General features: G+C 39.2%; 21 protein-coding genes. 11 read left to right on the top strand and 10 right to left on the bottom strand.

Features of this window, described 5'->3' with window-relative positions; genetic code table 11:
• Positions 1-8 precede the first annotated feature (8 nt).
• From LCL89_RS12175 to LCL89_RS12135, 9 genes are all read left to right on the top strand, one after another.
• Positions 9-1,196: a carboxylate--amine ligase gene (locus LCL89_RS12175; protein WP_224810334.1), complete on the top strand. Its 1,188-nt coding sequence runs from the start codon at positions 9-11 to the stop codon at positions 1,194-1,196.
• Between the two features lie 141 nt (positions 1,197-1,337).
• Positions 1,338-2,885 carry a Mur ligase family protein gene (locus LCL89_RS12170; RefSeq protein ID WP_224810333.1) on the top strand — a complete coding sequence of 516 codons (1,548 nt, stop codon included), beginning with the start codon at positions 1,338-1,340 and terminating at the stop codon, positions 2,883-2,885.
• A 42-nt stretch (positions 2,886-2,927) separates the two neighbouring features.
• The gene (locus LCL89_RS12165; protein WP_224810332.1) at positions 2,928-3,638 is read left to right on the top strand and encodes a cysteate racemase; all 711 of its coding nucleotides are present in this window, start codon (positions 2,928-2,930) and stop codon (positions 3,636-3,638) included.
• 39 nt (positions 3,639-3,677) lie between these two features.
• The gene (locus LCL89_RS12160; protein WP_224810331.1) at positions 3,678-3,953 is read left to right on the top strand and encodes a hypothetical protein; all 276 of its coding nucleotides are present in this window, start codon (positions 3,678-3,680) and stop codon (positions 3,951-3,953) included.
• A 535-nt stretch (positions 3,954-4,488) separates the two neighbouring features.
• Positions 4,489-5,382, top strand: coding sequence for a permease-like cell division protein FtsX (ftsX, locus tag LCL89_RS12155; protein WP_224810330.1), 894 nt, complete (start codon positions 4,489-4,491; stop codon positions 5,380-5,382).
• 36 nt (positions 5,383-5,418) lie between these two features.
• Entirely contained in the window at positions 5,419-6,690 is a 1,272-nt protein-coding gene (locus LCL89_RS12150) for a murein hydrolase activator EnvC family protein (protein WP_224810329.1), read from the top strand.
• Between the two features lie 194 nt (positions 6,691-6,884).
• Positions 6,885-7,850, top strand: a complete 966-nt coding sequence (locus LCL89_RS12145; protein WP_224810328.1) for a S8 family peptidase — start codon at positions 6,885-6,887, stop codon at positions 7,848-7,850.
• Positions 7,851-8,241: 391 nt separating this feature from the next.
• The gene (locus LCL89_RS12140) at positions 8,242-9,429 is read left to right on the top strand and encodes a ParM/StbA family protein (protein WP_197316978.1); all 1,188 of its coding nucleotides are present in this window, start codon (positions 8,242-8,244) and stop codon (positions 9,427-9,429) included.
• A 9-nt stretch (positions 9,430-9,438) separates the two neighbouring features.
• A complete protein-coding gene (locus tag LCL89_RS12135; RefSeq protein WP_224810327.1) occupies positions 9,439-10,041 on the top strand; it encodes a hypothetical protein in 603 nt (200 codons plus the stop codon).
• A 64-nt stretch (positions 10,042-10,105) separates the two neighbouring features.
• Here LCL89_RS12135 and LCL89_RS12130 read toward each other — a convergent pair whose 3' ends face one another.
• Complete coding sequence (locus tag LCL89_RS12130; protein WP_224810326.1) at positions 10,106-10,354, bottom strand: DNA alkylation repair protein; 249 nt, start codon at positions 10,352-10,354, stop codon at positions 10,106-10,108.
• Positions 10,355-10,451: 97 nt separating this feature from the next.
• Positions 10,452-11,600 carry a CapA family protein gene (locus LCL89_RS12125; RefSeq protein WP_224810325.1) on the bottom strand — a complete coding sequence of 383 codons (1,149 nt, stop codon included), beginning with the start codon at positions 11,598-11,600 and terminating at the stop codon, positions 10,452-10,454.
• Between the two features lie 481 nt (positions 11,601-12,081).
• Between LCL89_RS12125 and LCL89_RS12120 the strand changes: the two genes are divergently transcribed.
• A complete protein-coding gene (locus LCL89_RS12120; protein ID WP_224810324.1) occupies positions 12,082-13,983 on the top strand; it encodes an LTA synthase family protein in 1,902 nt (633 codons plus the stop codon).
• 546 nt (positions 13,984-14,529) lie between these two features.
• On the opposite strand, the gene LCL89_RS12115 is transcribed toward LCL89_RS12120, so the two are convergent.
• From LCL89_RS12115 to LCL89_RS12080, 8 genes are all read right to left on the bottom strand, one after another.
• Positions 14,530-15,306, bottom strand: a complete 777-nt coding sequence (locus LCL89_RS12115; protein ID WP_224810323.1) for a sulfite exporter TauE/SafE family protein — start codon at positions 15,304-15,306, stop codon at positions 14,530-14,532.
• 64 nt (positions 15,307-15,370) lie between these two features.
• Positions 15,371-15,598: a sulfurtransferase TusA family protein gene (locus LCL89_RS12110; RefSeq protein ID WP_224810322.1), complete on the bottom strand. Its 228-nt coding sequence runs from the start codon at positions 15,596-15,598 to the stop codon at positions 15,371-15,373.
• Positions 15,599-15,667: 69 nt separating this feature from the next.
• Complete coding sequence (locus LCL89_RS12105; RefSeq protein ID WP_224810321.1) at positions 15,668-16,798, bottom strand: MBL fold metallo-hydrolase; 1,131 nt, start codon at positions 16,796-16,798, stop codon at positions 15,668-15,670.
• Positions 16,799-16,838: 40 nt separating this feature from the next.
• Positions 16,839-17,408, bottom strand: coding sequence for a sulfurtransferase TusA family protein (locus LCL89_RS12100; protein ID WP_224810320.1), 570 nt, complete (start codon positions 17,406-17,408; stop codon positions 16,839-16,841).
• Positions 17,409-17,452: 44 nt separating this feature from the next.
• The gene (locus LCL89_RS12095) at positions 17,453-17,749 is read right to left on the bottom strand and encodes a rhodanese-like domain-containing protein (RefSeq protein ID WP_224810319.1); all 297 of its coding nucleotides are present in this window, start codon (positions 17,747-17,749) and stop codon (positions 17,453-17,455) included.
• A 16-nt stretch (positions 17,750-17,765) separates the two neighbouring features.
• Positions 17,766-18,245, bottom strand: a complete 480-nt coding sequence (locus LCL89_RS12090; protein ID WP_224810318.1) for a DsrE/DsrF/DrsH-like family protein — start codon at positions 18,243-18,245, stop codon at positions 17,766-17,768.
• A 73-nt stretch (positions 18,246-18,318) separates the two neighbouring features.
• Positions 18,319-18,576 (bottom strand): metal-sensitive transcriptional regulator, encoded by a 258-nt coding sequence (locus tag LCL89_RS12085; protein WP_197316988.1) that lies wholly within the window; start codon positions 18,574-18,576, stop codon positions 18,319-18,321.
• A gap of 218 nt (positions 18,577-18,794) precedes the next feature.
• Positions 18,795-19,178, bottom strand: a complete 384-nt coding sequence (locus LCL89_RS12080) for a DUF302 domain-containing protein (protein ID WP_197316989.1) — start codon at positions 19,176-19,178, stop codon at positions 18,795-18,797.
• A gap of 148 nt (positions 19,179-19,326) precedes the next feature.
• On the opposite strand from LCL89_RS12080, the gene LCL89_RS12075 reads away from it, so the two are divergent.
• The gene (locus LCL89_RS12075; RefSeq protein WP_263620710.1) at positions 19,327-20,073 is read left to right on the top strand and encodes a Cof-type HAD-IIB family hydrolase; all 747 of its coding nucleotides are present in this window, start codon (positions 19,327-19,329) and stop codon (positions 20,071-20,073) included.
• Positions 20,074-20,264: the final 191 nt, after the last annotated feature.

The raw sequence follows: 20,264 nt of genomic DNA, 5'->3' as shown, positions 1-20,264 counted from the left end.
GTATATGAATGAAAAACAAAGCGGTTGTTCTAGGTGCGAATTATTATATCGGTTTAAGCACGATCCGCTGTTTAGGTGTACACGATGTACACGTGGCAGCCGTGGATTATTCCTGGGATGGTGCTTATGGATTAGAGTCGAAGTACTGCTCGGAAGCATTGATAGGACCACATTATAAAGAGGATCCTGAAGGACTTTTATCATTTTTGATTGATTATTCAAAAAGACAGGATCATACTCCGGTGCTGATCCCGACAGCTGACCCATATGTCGAATTTGTGGATGACTATCTACCTGAATTACGAGAGCATTTTCTCATTCCACAAAAAGAGCAGGGACTTTATACAAAGATTATGGATAAGGGTACACTTCACACGTTAGCTTCTCAACATGGAGTGGCTGTACCTGAAACCGTGAATGTTTACCAGGAAAACTTTGTTGAAAAAGTTGAAGAGATGATGGACTATCCGTGTTTAGTAAAACCGGTTGATTCCCCTGCCTTTGTTTCTAAATTTAGAAGAAAATTATTCAAGGTTTACAATAAAGAAGAATTGGTTGAAAAAGTTAATTTGGCGAAAGAGTCCAATATCGAAGTCATCGTTCAGAGAATCATTCCTGGATTTGATGACCACATGTATACGTTCGATGCGTATTTGAATCAGGATTCGAAGGTTACCCATTGGGTTACCTGCCAAAAGCTCCGTCAGTTCCCTATCAATTACGGGGCTTCCGTATATACTCAACAAAAGCATGTGCCGGAGTTGTATGAGCTTGGAGCGAAATTTCTTGAAGGAATTGGATACAAAGGTTTTGCAGAAATTGAATTTAAGAAGGATGCTCAAACAGGGCGTTACTACTTGATTGAAATCAATGTCAGGATTACGAACTTGAACCATTTATTATACAAGACCGGAATCAATATTCCATGGATCACTTACCGTGAGCTTATCGGAGAACCACTTGATCCGAAGGCTGTCGAAGAAGATAAGAACATGGTGTTCTGGTATGCCTATGAGGATCTGTTAGCTGTCAGGGAATACATCAAAACAGGTCAGTTATCCATCAAACAAGTAATCACCTCCTATTTCCGTCCAAAAGCTCCAGCGATATGGGATCCTAAAGACCCTAAACCTGCTATGGCATTCGGTAAAAAAATGTTCGGTTTAGTTAAAGGTAAGGTTATAAAGCGGAGTTGACGGTTTAATCATAGGTGGAAGCGGGGAATACCTCAGCGTAGACCGTTACAAAAAATTAAAGTGATACGAAAAGTATTAAGTATGAATATACGTCTGGTCCAATGTTGGACAAGTTATCAATAGAGTAGGAAGGTAGATAGAATGGCTAAACTTTACGACTTGCTAAAATCCGTTAATGTGTTGGAGTCTTGGAATGAAAAAGATCTAGAAGTTACAGGTCTTGCTTATAATTCCAAGTCAGTAGAAAAAGGAAATGTTTTTGTATGTATAAAAGGTTTTAAAACCGACGGGCATGCGTATATTTTAGAAGCTGTATCTAAAGGTGCTTCTGCCCTTGTTGTAGAGGATTATCAAGAAGACTGGCAGGATATCCCTCAGTTTCGTGTGGAAGATAGTCGTAAGGCATTAGCGGCAATGAGTGATGCCTATTATGGTCATCCGTCTCAAGCGTTAAAGACGATCGGAATAACAGCAACAAATGGTAAAACTTCCACTTCGTTTATGACCAATGCGATTCTTGAGGAACATGGGTTGAACACAGGTCTTATCGGCACAGTCGTTGTGAAGTTCGGAGACTATTCAGAACCTACAAAATTGACAACTCCCGAATCATTGGATCTGCACCACTATTTTGCACAAATGAGAGAGCAGAATGTTTCCCACGTTACAATGGAAGTGTCATCATCAGCATTAGATTTAAGCCGGGTCGGCAGTGTAGATTTTGATATCGTCGCGTTAAATAATATTAGTCGGGAACATATCGATTTACACGGTTCTTTTGAAGAGTATTTCAATTGTAAAGCAAGCCTCATCAGGGAGGCTGGTCCTGGTAAATGGGCGATATTGAACTTAGATGATCCATATTCTGCTTCCCTTGTAGAAGAAACCGAAGCTAATGTATTAACTTACAGTGTAGAAACGAGGGACGGCGACTTAGTATGTAAGGATCTTGACCTTTCTTCTGGACGCGCCAAATTTACGGTGGAAGTAAGGAAGCCGTTTAAGGTTGGTGACACCTCATATGAACCGATGGAGTTCGATGTTGAGCTGTCAACACCAGGGTACCATTCTGTATACAATTCAATGGCTGCTATTGCGGCAGGATTATTGAATGAAGTCCCGGTTTCGACAATTCAGAAAGGGTTGAAAGCATTTGGTGGTGTAGAGCGCCGTTTCGAAATGGTGTTTGAAGATGACTTCAAAATACTTGATGATCACTTCGCTAATTATGGAAACATCAATGTAACTTTAAGTACGCTGCAACAAATGGAATACTCCAATTTGAAACTTGTTTATGCTATAAGAGGAAGTCGTGGAGTCACGGTCAACCGCGAGAATGCAGAAGCAATTGCTGAGTGGGCTGAAACTTTAGGGTTGAGGGAAGTCATTGCAACCTTGAGTGAACCCCATGTCTCAGAGAAAGATAAAGTGACTGAAGAAGAATTGCGTGTATTCCAAGATGTGATGGATAAGGCAGGAATAAAAGTTCACTTGTATAGAAAAATCGATGATGCAATCAACCATGCCATTTCAGAAGCTGAAAAAGACGATGTAGTCTTATTAGCTGGTTGTCAGGGCATGGACCCAGGAGCGAAAATTGCATTAGAACAGCTAAGTGAAAAGCGTCCTGAGATGGATGAAGAAAAATTATTCAAGCCTCTGAAGAACAGAGTAGCAGGAATCTTGTAAACATCACAGACCACAATACAGTCGTTCGTAAGGAGGCATTATATGAATGACAAGGTTATAGGTATATTAGGTGGAATGGGACCGGAGGCAACAGCTGAATGTTATATGAAAATCATTCGAGCTACTCATGCAACAAAGGACCAGGAACACTTCCGTGTAATCATTGACAGCAATGCAAAAATCCCAGACCGGACAGAAGCAATTGCAGGGAGAGGGCCAAATCCCGTCCCTCAAATGGTGGATGCGGCAAAAAATCTGGAAAAGTTAGAAGTTGAAGTAGCGTGTATTCCATGCATGACTGCTCATTACTTTATTGAGCAAGTTCAAAGGGAAGTTTCTTTTCCACTGCTAAATGCCTTTCTGGAATTAAAAAAATATATAAGTGATAATTATCCAAGCGCTAAAAAAATCGGAGTTCTGGCTACTAGTGGAACTTTGGAAACAGGTCTTTTCGAAAAGTACCTGGATCATTTAGACGTCTTATATCCAAGCCCGGAAACTCAAAACGATAAGGTAATGCGGGCGATTTATGGGACAAATGGGATCAAAAGTGGTAATACCGATGGAGAACCTTTGCAATTATTGAAAGAAGCCGCCCAGGAATTGCTGGATAACGGAGCTGAATTAATTATATCAGGTTGTACTGAAATCGGTCTGGTCCTACGCCCTTATCACCTCCCTACTCCGTTGATTGATCCAATGGAAGTCGTAGCAGAAGTGGTAGTGAAAGAAACCGTTTATCAGAAGTCTTAAGTCCTCAGGAACACAATCACATGTAAAGGGGATTGAGATATGAGTGAGAAAGAATTCAAGAAATTCCTGAATGAATCTTTTAGTGAAGGTGTTTACTACAGGGAGTTAAGATTATCTAAAGGGGAACTTGATGCATTACGCGAGCTTTATCCTTCCGCCAAAGTGAAAAAAACGACAGAGGTGAACGACGCTCAGAGTAAAGCTTGGTATGAGATAAATTTGATGCCCGTCCAAGAGAATATTGATCATATCGACTCTGTTCGTAAAGAAAACCTGCGTTTGAAAAGGGAACTAAAAATATTAAAAAATCAATAACTAAATCATTAGATATAAGGAAAAAGACAATTCGACAAGAATTGTCTTTTTTCTTTTGAAACCTTACATCATTGTTTATGAATTGAGTTGATTAAAACACTATTTTCGCCGATTTACATTTGTATATACACGAAAATATCAATGGGTTCAAATCTATCTTTCTTTGTGGAGAGATCGTTTTGTTGATTTCGATTACAACCTCGTATTTATCAAGGAGTAGAGCATGGGACAACGACCTTTCTTTGATGTCCTTCATTAATAAATGTCACCTGTCACTTAGGTGTAAAATAATGAAATAGAAATGTAATAATAAATTGTCTTTATTTAGCGAATTTATTTGTTATAATTAAGAGGCAATTACATCAGACGACAAAGACTACATATATTTTTCAACATAGATTGACAAAATGAGTGTTTAGTAGGAAGTGATTTAATTTGTTAAATAAAAGACACCTTAGAATGACATCAGAAGATGTCATTATTCATGTGCACGGAAGTAATGGTGTTCTAGGCAATAGAAGAGGTGACGGCAGCCATGAAGCTTAAAACATTTGGCCGTCATGGTAAAGAGGGCGTTAAGAACCTGACAAGAAACCGTTGGATGTCACTGGCTTCAATTTCTGCCGTTACTGTGACTTTGCTATTGGTCGGGGTGTTTGCCACCTTGCTCATGAACCTGAATGATATCGGAACTCAAATTGAAGAAGACGTTGAAGTTCGGGTGTTCATTGAGCTGACTGCAGATGAACAAGGACAAGCTGATCTAAGAGAAAAAATAGAAGATATATCGAAGGTCTCAACTGTCGAATTTCAATCAAAAGAGGAAGGGTTGAATCGATTGATTGATAGTCTTGGGGACGATGGAGAAGTTTTTGAATCTCTCAAAGATGAAAATCCATTGAATGACGTATTCGTCGTTAAAACATCTGATCCACAAGACACAATAGAAGTTGCAAAGTCTATTGAGGATTTCAAAAATGTTGATAAAGTAGAGTATGCCAAAGAAACGGTTGAACGACTTTTCAATGTTATGGATATGGCGCGGAATATCGGATTTGCGATTATAGGAGGACTGTTATTCACTGCAATGTTCCTGATAGCAAATACGATCCGAATTACGATTGTTGCGCGTCGTAAAGAAATTGAAATCATGAAGATGGTTGGTGCCACCAACTGGTTCATTCGCTGGCCATTCCTTGTAGAAGGGGTGCTCATCGGAATTTTAGGAGCATTGATACCAATTGGTCTCGTCGTTTTCGGTTATGATTATCTTTATACGACGATTACGACAAGGTACCCAACCTTATTTATCGACTTACTGCCTGTATATCCTTTCGTACTGAAAGTCTCAGGATTACTAGTGTTAATGGGAATGACCATAGGTTTATGGGGAAGTTTTACATCAATACGCAAATACTTGAAAGTCTAGATAGACAATTAAATAGTTTTGGGGGAGGAAGAAGGATTGAAGTTTAAGTTTTTAGTAGTTGCCATGACCGTCAGCCTTGGATTATCCGGACTATTTACGAGCCCAGCGATCGCAGAATCATTGAATGATAAATTAGAGGAAAATAGAAACAAACAATCTGCAAACGAAGAAAAGCAGAATGAAACTGAACAAGAGATTGCTGAGGTTAAAGAAGAACAAAATCAATTGAATCGTGAAATTGAACGCTTAGATAAGCAGATTATGGAAACGACTGATAAAATCGACACGAAAGAAAGCGAAATTGAAACAACAAGAAAGAACATCGAAAAATTAAAAAAAGAAATCGATGAATTAGAAAAGCGTATAGCTGAACGTGACGAATTATTGAAAGACCGTGTGAAGTCTATGTACCAAAATGGTGGAGCCATTGATTACTTAGATGTACTCATGGGCGCAGAGAGCTTCGGAAACTTCTTGGAGCGCGTTATGAGTCTGAACACGATTGCAGAGCAGGATAAAGCGATTCTCGAGCAGCACAGACTGGATAAAATTGCAGTTGAAGAAAAGAAGGCTCAGGTTGAAGAACAGCTGGCTTCACTTGAAGAGAAATTGAATCAATTAGAATCATTAAAGGCAGATTTAGACGGTAAAAAGTCTGAAAAGAACAAATTGATGAAGTCTCTGAAAAGAGAAGAAGAAGAGCTTCATAATCATATTATTGATTTAGAAGAAGCTAATGAAACACTTGCTGCGCAGGAAGCTGCTATTCAAAAAGAAATTGAACGTGAAAAAGAACGTCAGAGAAGAGCAGCTGAAGAAGCGGCTAGAAAAGAAGCAGCTAGAAAAGCTGCAGAGAAGAAATCTTCCAATACAAGCTCAGAACCAGATCCTGAACCAGCTCCATCGAGCAATGCTATGTTCTCTTGGCCTTCAGCCGGATATGCATCGTCTCATTATGGACAGCGTTGGGGACGGTTACACTCAGGAATCGACTTGGCTAAAGCTGGTACGGTACCGATTCGTGCTGCAGCTGATGGTACTGTCATCCGTTCTTACTACTCCTCAAGTTATGGAAACGTTGTATTCTTGAGCCACCGTATCAATGGTCAGACTTACACAACAGTTTATGCCCATATGCGTAGTACTCCGGCGGTATCGGCTGGACAATCCGTTTCAAGAGGGCAATTCTTAGGGAATATGGGTAACACAGGAAACTCTACTGGACAGCATTTACACTTTGAAATTCACATTGGTTCTTGGAATCCAAGTCGTTCAAATTCTGTAGATCCACGTCGTTTCCTTCCATAAAAAGAAGTGAAAGACGGTTAAAATAATGACTAATAAGCCACATATAGAAGCCTTTCGGGCTTTTATATGTGGCTTTTCTAGTTCCGTGGTTGGTAAAATATAGATTAAATATGGATATTTGTGGTATATGAATTAGATAGGCTGCCAGTTACGTTAAACTATGATGGCAGTTCGGTAAAAAAAGGAGGTTAATAATGAATCAAGTAAAGTTGATACCTTACAAAACTGAAGAAGTGCTAGAAACTTCCGTTGAGATTCCTAGAGGTGTGCAAATGATTGAAGCTGAAGAGGTGTGGAAGGAGTCAGGAAGAGGGGAGGGGAGTGTGGTAGCTATTCTCGATACCGGCTGCCAGACGGATCATCCTGACTTGGAAGGAAGAATCATAGGAGGAAAGAACTTTACAAAAGATTACAATGGTGATCCGGATATTTATGAAGATAATAATGGGCACGGCACACATGTAGCAGGAACCATTAGTGCTATTAAGAATAATAAAGGTGTTGTAGGTGTAGCTCCTTTATCTAGTCTACTTATTTTAAAAGTTCTTACTGGTGAAGGAAATGGTGATTATAAAGGGATAATACAAGCGATTGAGCACGCAATAGAATGGGAGGGCCCAAAAGGAGAAAAGGTAAGAGTAATCTCCATGTCCTTAGGTGGTCCAGAGGATAGTGAAGAACTTCATACTGCTATAACAAAGGCTGTAGAAAAAGGAATCTCCATTGTGTGTGCGGCTGGCAATGAAGGGGATGGTAAATCTAATACTGCTGAATTTGCTTATCCAGGGGCCTATAATGAAGTGATTCAAGTAGGTGCTGTTGACCATAATAGAAAGTTAGCAGATTTCACGAACACGAATGATCAAATTGATCTCGTTGCCCCAGGAGTTAAAGTTCTCTCTACTTATTTAGAAGGGAAGTATGCCAAACTGTCTGGTACTTCTATGGCCACCCCTCATATTTCAGGAGCGCTCGCTTTACTTATTCCAATGGTTGAATCGCAATTCCAAAGAAAAATGTCGGAAGCAGAGATATTTTCTCAATTAATCAAACGAACCACTCCACTCGGATATTCAAAAACGGCAGAGGGTAATGGGCTGTTAACTTTATCCCTGACTAACAAATTAGAAGAGTTGTTCAGTGTGTTTACTAACTCATGATTTTCAAGTGTTCCTTATATAATAAGGAACACTTTTTAATTAGGTCGGAGATATGATATTCACTAAAACTAAGTCCGTGTTTTTGTGTGTAATATCACCAGGTTTCATTTGTTTTTTATTTGTATACAAAGATGTATACGTGTAAACAAAATGAACACAGAATGTATTCAATTATGCTTGCATGTATACAAAAGTGTATGCAAGTTGTTATATAGGCATGTGTGCAATAATGTATGCTTGTGTGCACTTTGAGTGTTGATGTGTGCAATTATGTATGCTTGTATGCATTTTTGCATGCATAAAAAGTTCCATTGACTATTGGGCAATAGTTTTATAGATTTAAGATAGGTAGAGGCAAAATCTAGCAAACAATAAAAAGGAGAGCTGTTTTATGACAAATTCAAGAATTGCAGCTGTTGATGTTGGTAATGATGCGGTTAAGGCTAATTTTGGAAAGTTAGAATCTTCATTATATATTCCGAATGTCATAGCAAGAGACATGGAAGATAGACCTGTAATCGGTATCGAAGATTTAGATGAAAAAGACCCACTCGATAATTTACATATTCGAGTGCATTCCCCAGCTCTTAGAGAAAACAATGCGATTTACCGTGTGGGTAATTTGGCAGCAAAAGCAACAAACTCCACTGAACTAGATCCAGGGAGCTATAAATCAGAGGAAGATCAAACTTTGGTTATGTTGTTTGCTTCATTAGCTCTCGATGCTGTATCAGGCAAGGATGCAAAGTCCTCTAAGAATAATGTTGTAGAAGCTAATTATACATTGGGTACAGGTTTACCTCTACGCGAAGTTAAAGAAGGTAAAGATGTAGGGTATCGCTCTCAGCTATTGGGATCTGTACACCAAGTTGAGTTTTTAGTAACCCCTCAATATCAGGGTATGAAAGTGAACCTTAAATTTGATGAAGTAAAAGTGTATCCTGAAGGCTTCGCAGCATATGTGAACTTGGTCATGGATAATGATTTGAATATAATCAATAAAGAATTGATTGATAAACAGATTCTTATCCAAGATATCGGAGGTCTTTCAACGGATATTGCGGTCATTCGAAACCGTAATGTTGACGATGATAAAGCGCAAGGTTTCAATTTAGGTGTATCTGAATCATTAGAAGCAATCAGGGATGAAATTCTTACGAAGCATGGCGTAGAGCTTGACAGCCGTAGAGATGTAGTGGATATCATTACTCGAAAAAATGACCGCCACCATATTATGGTGAAAGGGAGCCGGACGAATGTCCATGATATTACCGATCGTATATTGTTAGAACTTGCTAAAAAACAATATCGCTACCTAAGAAATGTATGGCAGAAAAATTCTCAATCTGAGATTTGCTACTTTGTAGGTGGAGGATCTGCGGTTCTAAAAGATTACATGAAAACATTAAATAATAAGCTTGATGGTTTTAATATCGAATTCTTTGAGGATGAAAATGAAAGCATATGGATGATGGCAAATGCTTATTACAAGCTGATATCTGATTTCGTACGTAAGAACTCTAAAGAAGAAGTGAAAGATAATAAGAAGCAAGAACAAAAGTCAGGTTCATCTAAATAAGGTGATGATATGAGTAATCAGTCAAAAAGAAGTGTTGAGAGGGGTCAATCGATTACATTTCGTGTCCCCTCGGACACTCCAGATCATATATTAAGGCAGCTATCCCAGTTGAAGGAAAAAGAACGACGCAATTTCTCAAGCAAAATTGCACAATATGTGTTAGATGGTGTCAATGAAACGATTTCTAAAGACAAAGAAACAGTTACCATCCCCCTTCCAAAGCCATTGACTAAAGAACAACGAAATTGGATCAAGCATGAGCATTCAGAAGCATTGATAGGAAGCATATTATATCAGCTGATGATGGACCCGATGCGTGCAACAACATTATTAGCTTCTTTAAACAGCAATGCCTACGATATTGATGAAGCTCTCTATTTACAGGAAGAAGAAATGGCTGCGACATTAAGAGAAGAGCCCAATGATCCAAAAGCAGAAATTCCAACCTTTTCTATAGAGGATGAAGGTGATTTTCAGGGGAATGATGATGACCTTGATGATCTCAGCCTTGACCATTTACAAGAGGACTTGAATACCCAGGTAGAAGAATCCTCTTCCGAAGAAACAGATGATGATCCTCTTGGTGACTTCTTTTCCAGCATGAATAAATGACTGATTCCCAACATTAAAATCGAGGGATTCAGTCATTTTTTATGGTGATTCTATGATTTGAGGATCATTTCAGCTTGTTATTGGCTGCAAAAGCAGCGAATGTCTTTTCATCTTCTACGAGGCCGCAAGATCCACATTGAATTTTTATAGAAGGACCTTTATAAGGCATATGAAAAGGGTCCATTTGATCAAGCGAATACTCCTTAATAATTTCTCCAGAATCAGGGTTGATTTTTACTGATCTCGACTTCTGTTCAATAAGATTGAAACGGGATCGGTTTGTTTTGCAGTTCGGACAAAGATAGGGCTGCATGTTTTTCAACACCTCCTCCCATTAGTATGAGCTGTTGAACGTATTTCATTACAATTAATGTTAAAAGGACATGACTGGAAGTTGTCATGTCCTTTTTTTATTCAACAAATTGTAGGTCGGGCATCCATTGAGAAAGGTGTTTTTTCTTATTTTCATATTCTTGGCTAAGTCGACTGATCTTATGCATAGGCACGACTTCATACCTATGCTCGCCATCTGATTTCACGAATGTTATTTCAAATGTAGGGTTCGCTGCTACGATAGGGTCTGCATCGTCATTTGTCGTTTTAAGGGAGAATGTGAGGATACCCCCTATTCGGGTCTGAAAGGGATTTTGACCAGAGAAGAAATTTCCCAGGGAATAGATTACAAGTGTATTGTTGCCATTTTTACCTTCTACCCATTCTAATGGCTGTAATACATGAGGGTGGTGTCCGATTACAGCATCAACACCGTGGTCAGCCCCAAATCTTGCTAATTGCTTTTGATAATCACTTGGGTAGGGCTGGTATTCTTTACCTGCATGAAGATTGAGCAAGACGCTGTCGGCTTGTTTTTTTGCTTTTTCTATATCTGAGGCCATCTTTTGATAGTTGATTCTGTTTACGACATAGTTTTTTCCATCAGGAGATGGGATGCCATTTGTTCCGTATGTATAACTGAGTATAGCCACTGAAATTCCTTCTTCTGTATGGTAAGTAAGTATTTTTTCACTTGCTTCTTTATTGGTATAAGCTCCTGTATGTTTCATTCCTATCTTATCCCAATACTTTATAGATCGATCTATTGCTTCTAAGCCACGGTCCAAGGTGTGGTTGTTAGCCAGTGTTACAACATCGACGCCCAACTCTTTCAGCGTATCACCAATAGAAGTAGGAGAATTGAATTGTGGATACCCTGATAAACCTAATTCAACCCCGCCAATCATAGTTTCCTGGTTGGCTATTGTAATTGTCGAAGAGCTCAACTGGGATTGAACTTCGTCCATCATTGGAAAGAATTCATAGCCATCTTCTGTTTTGGCATCCCGATATACCCGACTGTGAATCAGGATGTCCCCAATGGCTGAAATGGTTATTTCCTTATTAAAATGCCTTTGTTTTTTATCTTTTACATTAACACTCGATGATGCGTGTAGTTTGCCAGGATCTTTTGCATGATCTGTAATAGAAAGATCACACCCCGATATAAAAAAGATGATAAAAAAGCCTATCAAGGTGAGTTTTTGACGGTTAATTTCAAACACCTCCACTATTATTTCCGGTCAGAACCTAGGTTTATTGTAACCGTTCTGGTACTTACCGTACATTATATATAACAAAAAAGTGCCGTTTTGATATTAATAGACATAAAATTACAAAAAATGATATTAAATGTTTATTATTTACAAGTATTGGGTCTGGATTGTGTAATCTTGTTGGTTTGATTCTATTATAAAATTAATTTCGTAAAATAAGTTTAACGCCACATGAAAAAGGTAAAGTAGAAGAAAATGTAGTGGAAAGTTAATACATAAGCAGGCTGAAACATAATTTGTATATGGCACTATTGCAGTGGGGTTATGTGTAAATCCAAAGTCACCTAGTCCCAATGTTTCATTTTTCCTTTACGAAACCTTGATAATTCTATTACGAATATGTCAGATTTTTAAAACTATGAAAATCTGGTACAAAAATAGCCGAATATGCGGTAGAATTGGGTAATGTAAAATTAACGGAGGTTTTACAATGTTTACTAAAAATAAATACTTTAATAAAAACAATGCATTGAAGTTAACGGTTTATGCCATTATTATCGGTATATTCTGGATTAAAATGTCATATATACAAAGCAATATTTTTTCCTTGAATGTAGAGAATGCCAATGAAGCATCCATACTTGCATTCAACCCATTAAGCAGCATTTTCTTAATTTTTGGTTTAGGTATTTTGCTGGGCGGTCGTAAAGGAATGTTTGTTTCTTATATTCTTGGATCCGTTCTTTTATATGTGAATGTCCTTTTTTATCGTGAATACAATGACTTTATCACTATACCGATGCTGAGCCAGGTCGCAAACTTGGCTGGCATGGGAGGCAGTATAAAAACGATTCTTGAAACGACGGACATATTATTATTTGTCGATGTAGTCATAGCTGCCGTTCTTTTGTTTTATTTAAAGTCAGATCGTCTGACACAATTCATGCCAAAGCGCCGTGAGGGTTTTCTGTTGGCTCTTCTCGCTGTTCCATTGTTTATTGTAAACCTGCAATGGGCAGAAACAGAGCGTACAGATCTTCTGGAAAGAACATTTGATAGAAATATGCTGGTGAAGTATATCGGCTTGATCAACTATCACGTCTATGATGCTGTTCTACAAGGTAAGACAGAAATGAAGAAAACTCTTGCAGACAGTAACGAACTCGTACCAGTCATCAACTATATGAACGAGAACAAGAAGGAAGATAGTGATCGTCTTGAAGGCGTGGCCGAAGGTAAGAACGTAATTGCTCTTTCACTTGAAAGTACTCAAACCTTTGTTGTCGATAATACCTTACACGGCGAAGAGTTAACTCCTTATTTTAATGATTTGAAGGAAAAAGGTATTTATTTCGATAACTTTTACCATCAGGTAAAGCAAGGTCGAACGTCTGATTCAGAATTCTTACTAGCCAACTCCATGTACCCGTTGAATCGTGGTGCTGTGTTCTTTACTCATTCAGGGAATGATTATGAAGCGTTCCCAAGCTTATTAAAAGAAAATGGTTATTTCACCAATGTCATGCACGCGAATGATAAAACATTCTGGAACAGAAATGTCATGTATGATTCATTAGGGTACGATGAGTTTTATTCCAAAGAGGATTATGAGATTACCGAGGAAAAATCCCACGGATGGGGTTACTTGGATGAACATTTCTTTGCAGATTCTTTAAATAAAATGAAAGATATGGAGAAGCCGTTCTACTCTAAGATGATTACTTTAACGAACCACTATCCATTCTCTTTACCGGAAGATAAAAAGCTCATTGAAGAAGGGGAAACTTCCAGTGGTACCTTGAACCGCTACTTCCAAACAATACGATATCAAGATGAAGCTCTAAAACAGTTCGTTGAAGAATTCAAGCAATCCGAATTATATGATGATACCATTCTAGTCATATATGGTGATCACTTTGGTATTTCAGAAAATCATCAGGAAGCAATGGGTGAGTACCTGGGTAAAGAAATAAACGATTATGAACAATTCCAGTTACAACGCGTCCCTATGCTTATATATGGTAAAGGTATCAAAGCAGAAAAGAACCATACGGTCGGTGGACAAATCGACCTGCGTCCTACCCTTACTAATTTGTTAGGGATTGAGGACTCCAACCCTGTACAATTCGGGCAGGATTTATTAGCGGAAAACCGACGTCAATTGATGGTTACCCGTGATGGAGATTTTGCCAATGAGAACTATGTAGGTATTCAAGGGGTTTGCTATGATCGTGAAACAGGTGAGGAAGTACCTTCCGAGGACTGTGCTCCAGGTTTTGAAGCAGCAGAGGAAGAACTGAATGTTTCCGATTCTGTTATCTATGGTGACTTGTTACGCTATTTAAAAGAAACAGAAATGGTCACTCCGGAGGAGAATACAAAAGATTCATAAGTGAATTGATTTAGCTGCCGTATCGAGTACGGCAGCTTTTTTATTTGGCTCTGTTATTGTTTGGTGTTGTTATTTTACATGTGAGTACGTCTCAGCTGTTTCCATGGGGTACCGTGAGCCTCTTCTTCATACGGTGGCTGACGATGTACCTTGATCCCACAGGGGGTCTCTCTCGCCATTCCCTAGACCGCTTATTATAGATAGATGGGCCGGAAAGGCCATGAATCTTTAAAACATGTCCTTTTATTAAATCAACTATGAATGGGTAAGAAGGGGAAACAGGCAGATTCCCGGTGGACGAAATTTGAGGCGACTTAAGCGTCCTCGCGGAAAGCGGACCGTTGTTCCCTTCACTCCCATACACAGGGAAACGATCGGATCAAAACCACAATCACTGACGGGTGGACTAATAAGAAATCGATTAATATATCAACAACAGACTTGAACAGAACTTTTATTTAAGGACAGCTGCCATTAAAAAAGGGAGGAGGCTTAAATCCACAGAAAAGAGTCACGATATTCAATCGTGACTCTTAAAGATGCAATTTAGAAAATATCTGCCCATACTTTTATGGTCGTACCAAGTATCAGTATGGCTAAGATCGTTTGGAGAACCTTCGTATTTACTTTCTTACCAGCTTTTGCGCCTAGCGGTGCAGCGATCAAACTGGCCACAACCATAATTGCTGCAGGGAAATATTCGACTTGGCCGGTCGTCACTTTACCTACAGTAGCTCCAATGGAAGAAATCATGGTAATCGCAAGAGAGGATGCTATTGTCATCCGTGTCGGGATTTTTAATACAACAAGCATGATAGGAACAAGTAGGAAAGCTCCTGCTGCACCGACGATTCCTGCACCGATACCTACAATCAACGCAAGAGAGGCAGCGACACCACGGTTGAATCGTACTTCATCAAGTGCTTGGTCATCTAACCCTTTTTTAGGGATAAACATCATCACGGTAGCGATCAGCGCTAATATCCCGTAAACAATATTGATCCCACTTTCAGGCATGAATCTTGATCCATATCCTCCTATGAAGCTTCCGATCAAAATACTTACGCCCATATAAAGAATCAGGGGCTTATTCAAGTATCCGCCTTTTCTATAAGCCCATACACCACCAATGGTAGCAAAGAATACCTGGACAGCACTGATTCCTGAGACTTCATGTGCGGTGAATGCAGTGAAACCGACGAGAGACGGGATATATAAAAGCATCGGGTATTTTATAATCGATCCGCCAATTCCGAGCATACCAGATATATACGAACCAACGAACCCTATAAGGAATATGGTGATCATAAATCCTATTTCCATTGCGTTCAACCTCCTTTTAAAAAAGGAAGGGAACCGTGGCAGGTCCCCTTTTGTTTAATTTTATTTACGCTTTTTTAATCCAGAATTTTAATACTTCGTTTTCTTCTTCATGTTTAAGCAGTTCGTGTCCGCCTGATTTTGCCCATGCGGTCAGGTCGCTTTTAGCACCTTGGTCAGTTGTGTGAATTTCAAGGATTTCTCCGCTTTCCACGTCTTTCATCGCTTTTTTAGTCTTAACGATCGGCATAGGGCAAGCCAATCCTTTTGCATCTAATACTTTTGCTACGTTCATGATTAAATACCTCCAGTAAAATTGTTTTTGTGAATTTCATTTATTTAAGATAATCATTTTGAAAGAAATTTAGCGTACGGCACAACGGTTTGGGCCGACTTCCATCTCACGCTGCTTCTCTTCATCCGGTATAATCTTACCCATGTTTGTCTCGCGGATTTCTTGATAAGCATTCGGTTGAGGTGGAAGGTTTTCTGTTACCATCTTCCTGAATTCATCTTGATCTTCGATGTTCAGACCATGGTTTTTCTCAAATAGGACACCTAATTTTTCAGCTACCGTTCCATCTTCATTCAACTCATTCATAATCATAAAGTGGGCCGGTAGAACAATAAGTTCATCTGAAAGCTCTTTATAGCGTGAATACAAGGTTTCTCTCAAGTCCATGACCCAATCTTCCGCTTTGCCAGCAAGGTCTGGACGACCGATGGAATCGATGAACAGGATATCACCTGACATCAAGAATCGGTTATCTACTACGAATGAAGTGGATCCGATTGTATGACCTGGTGAATATAGGGCATTGATGTCAATTGTCGTTCCACCGATGGATACATGGTCACCATCTTGAAGTGGCTGGTATTCATAAGTGACTTCACCCGCGTCTTTTGGAGGAAGCCAGTAAGTTCCGCCAGATTCTTCAGCAAGCTTCTTACCGCCGGAGATATGATCGGCGTGTAGGTGAGTATCAAACACATGAGTGATCTTTGCGTTTTTTTCGTTTGCAAAATCCGTGTAGATACCTGTCATGCGAGTTGCATCAATCACAGCTGCTTCACCATCAGAGACGACCATGTAGGATAGGCAGCCTTTACCGATTCTTACGAATTGATAAAGCTCACCACCATTGTCCAAGTCACTCACCTTTACAGGCTCAAGGTGTTCACTCCATGCTTTCATCCCACCTTCAAGGGAGTAAGCATTTTTCACACCAGCTTCTTCAAGCATTTCAGTGACCATTTGAGATGAGCCACCTTTCGCGCAGGCAACAAGGATGTCCTGGTCACTTGGAAGCTGATCCATAATTTCTTCGACACCATCAAGCAAATCGAAATAAGGAACATTCAAGTAAGTGAAGCTTTCACTTTCAATTTTCCAGTCTTCGAAGGCATCTTCCGTACGGACGTCAAGTACAAACAATTTCTCATTATTCAATACTTTTTTCGCAACTTCTTGTACTGTCATTTCTTGTACTGACATTTCATTTACCCCCTCAGGTATTCAGGTTGTTAAAATTTTTTTATTGCTTCAAAGATTTCGTTTCACCAGACCATTCGCTCATGCCTGGTACCACGTTATAAACGTTCTCAAAGCCTTTTTCAGTCAATTGTTGAGCCGCCATATCACTTCTGTTTCCTGTGCGGCATACAACGTAAATTGTTTTGTTACGGTCAATTTCCTCTGCGCGGTCACCTAATTCTCCTAAAGGAATAGAGGTGGCTTCAGGGATATGCTCGAAAGTATATTCTGCTGCTTCACGCACATCTACAATGATCGTATCTTCATTGGAACGGACTTGTTCCAAGTCATCATTGCTTACAACATTCGGGTGCTGCTTTTCCTGGCTTTCTTCATCGCTTGATTTTCTGACATAGTGTTTTAGAACGTCTCCTTCTTCGATCGTTCCTAAATACTGATGTCCTGAGCTTTTTGCCCATGCAGCCAAGTCTGCTTTAGATCCTTGATCAGTCGCTTGGATTTCTAATACATGACCTGCTTCAAGGTCTTTCATTGTTTTTTTAGTTTTTACGATTGGCATCGGGCAAGCGAGGCCTTTTGCATCTAACATTAAATCAGTTTTAATTTCCATTTTTCATCCTCCTATAACCCAGGCGGGTATGGTAGTGAGTGTAATTATTTAGTTGGTCCGTCCCAGCTCATCATTCCGCCTTCCATGTTAATGACGTCGAATCCTTTTCCTTCAAGGATTTCAGAGGCACGGCCACTGCGTCCGCCAGAGCGGCAAACCATGATATACTCTTTGGATGAATCTAATTCATTGGAACGTTCTTCGATAGACCCTAATGGAATATGCTTTGCACCAGGGATCATTCCAGCTGCTACTTCATCATCTTCTCTTACATCAACAATATTCAGTCTCTCTTCATTCTGCAATAATTCTTTTACTTCATTCGCTGTCATAGTTTTCATTAGAATGACCTCCTTATTAAATGAACAGGTTTACATTGCCGTCTTCAGAATCTCCGATATATGCGGCAACGCCTGCGTATTCAATTTCGTCTAATAATTCTTCTTTGTGAAGACCAAGAAGGTCCATTGTCATTGTGCATGCAACCAATTTAACATCTTGTTCCTGCGCCATTTCTACTAAATCAGGCAGTGGCATAGCATTGTGCTTTTTGATTACATTCTTAATCATTTTTGGACCGAAGCCAGCAAAGTTCATTTTAGAAATTCCCATTTTGTCTGCGCCTCTTGGCATCATTTTGCCAAACATTTTTTCAATGAAGTTCTTTTTGACTGGGACCTGCTCATCTTTTCTTAATGCGTTCAGTCCCCAGAAAGTGTGAAAAATAGTTACTTCATGGTCATAGGCTGCTGCTCCGTTCGCAATGATATAAGCAGCCATTGCTTTGTCATAGTCTCCGCTGAATAATACGATGTTTGTCTTTTTTGTTTCAGACATATTCATCCTCCTCGATAACATTTGTTATTTATTATACTTATACACGTAGGGGTATATAGTCAACTAAAAAAATTTATCTGCTTTTGACGAGCAGTTGGACAGCCTCATTGATCGACTCTTCTTTTGTGCGGCCATCTTCTTCATCTTGAATACACTCCACAAGGTTGGAGCTTACCACAAGACCAATTGTCCGGTCAATCGCACTTCTTGATGCCGATAGCTGAGTGATGACATCTTTACAGTCTTTACCTTCTTCCATCATCTTCAGCACTCCTCGAAGCTGACCTTCTAAACGCTTGACTCTATTTTTCATCGCGTCATTGTATTCCATGTTAGAACCTCCCTTTGTGGAGTTTTTGGTCTGTATTGAACAGTACATGGAATATAATATACCCCTATAGGTATTTTGTCAACAGCTGAACACAAAAAAATTTCAGCTTAATAACAGCCCTTACGTGACGTATATAATTTGTGAACGAAATTCATAGGGGGAGGGGTATGTATTTTTTCGTTGAAAAGGTGTAAGCAGAGTATGCCTACACCCTTCGTTTAAACACTTTGGTCAATACATTGAATTAAGCGGTGCTCAATATCTTTGGCAATATCCTGGATATTTTCATCTTCTACCATCTGAATTAAGGAAGTGGGTTTTGGCATACCGATTTTTGTCGTTCCATCGTCGTTATATACGACAATTTTACAAGGAAGGAAATATCCTGCTAATGTATTTTCGTTCAAGACACGCTGAGCTTCTTTCGGGTTGCAAACTTCGAGAACTTTAAAGTCTTTATCAAATTCCAGTCCTTTTTCGTGCAGCTTGTCTTTGATGTCGAACGCCCAAAGCACTCCGAATTTTTCCTCCATCAAGTTCGCTTCTAGACTTTCAACAGCTTCATCAACATTTTTTCCTGTTTCAACGGTATAGTCAAACATAATCATCCTCCTTAAAGGTTGGGTTCGAAAATAATATACCCGGCTTCGTATCGCAGTAATCATTGAATTCCATAAACTACTCTGTTTGTTGTATGATGGGGGAGGCTTATATTAAAATGAGATGGAGATATGAGAGGACGTGAATATAATGAAAAGAAACATAAGATTGATTGCTTTAGATATGGATGGCACATTATTAAACTCTGATCATCAAGTTTCAGAAAAAAACAGACAAGCTATCAAAAGGGCAAAAGACCAGGGGATTCATGTTGTATTGAGTACAGGACGTTCTTTGTCTAGGTGCAGGGATATCGCTGATTCCCTCGGAAGATCTTCCTATATCATCACGATCAATGGCGGTGAAATTTACGATAAGGATTATCAATTGGTAGAAAGAAACGAATTGGCCCGTGATGAAGTACGTCGTTTGTGGGAATTGAAAGAGGAACACGGTCTCTATTTCTGGTCTTCTACAGTAGAAGGAATTTTCAATACTCACAATCCATTTGATAGAGAATTAGATGAGTATACTTGGTTGAAATTCGGCTTTGATATTGAAGATGAGGAAGTTCGTCAAGTCATTCTCAATGAAGTCAATAACAATGAAGCATTGGAAGTTACCAATTCCAGTCCTACAAATATTGAAATCAATCCCACTGGTGTAAATAAGGCAGCAGCGTTAATGAAGGTTTGTGAACATTTGAACCTTTCAATGGAAGAAATCATGGCTGTGGGAGATAGTATGAATGATATAGCGATGATTCATGAAGCTGGATTCGGTGTTGCCATGGACAATGCTCAAGATAAGGTGAAAGAAGAGGCGGACTGGGTAACTTTATCAAATAATGAAGATGGAGTTGCACATGCAATCAATAAAGTGTTAGACGAACAGTGACTGAATAAAAATCCCTTTCCATAAGTGGAGGGGATTTTTTCATGTTCAATTTTTCGAAGCCTCAAGCACGCACACATTATAACCTTTTTTAATCAGTTGTCATCAGATTTTGTAGCTAAACTATATAAAAAATGAAAGCGTTCTATTTAAAAGGAAGGAATTTCAATGAAAAAAGAGAAATTATACCAATG

It is taken from the genome of Halobacillus yeomjeoni, assembly GCF_020171525.1.
GTDB lineage: Bacteria > Bacillota > Bacilli > Bacillales > Halobacillaceae > Halobacillus > Halobacillus yeomjeoni.
The sequence above is the reverse complement of the archived record's forward strand: the minus strand, read 5'-3'. Positions and strand labels throughout refer to the sequence as shown.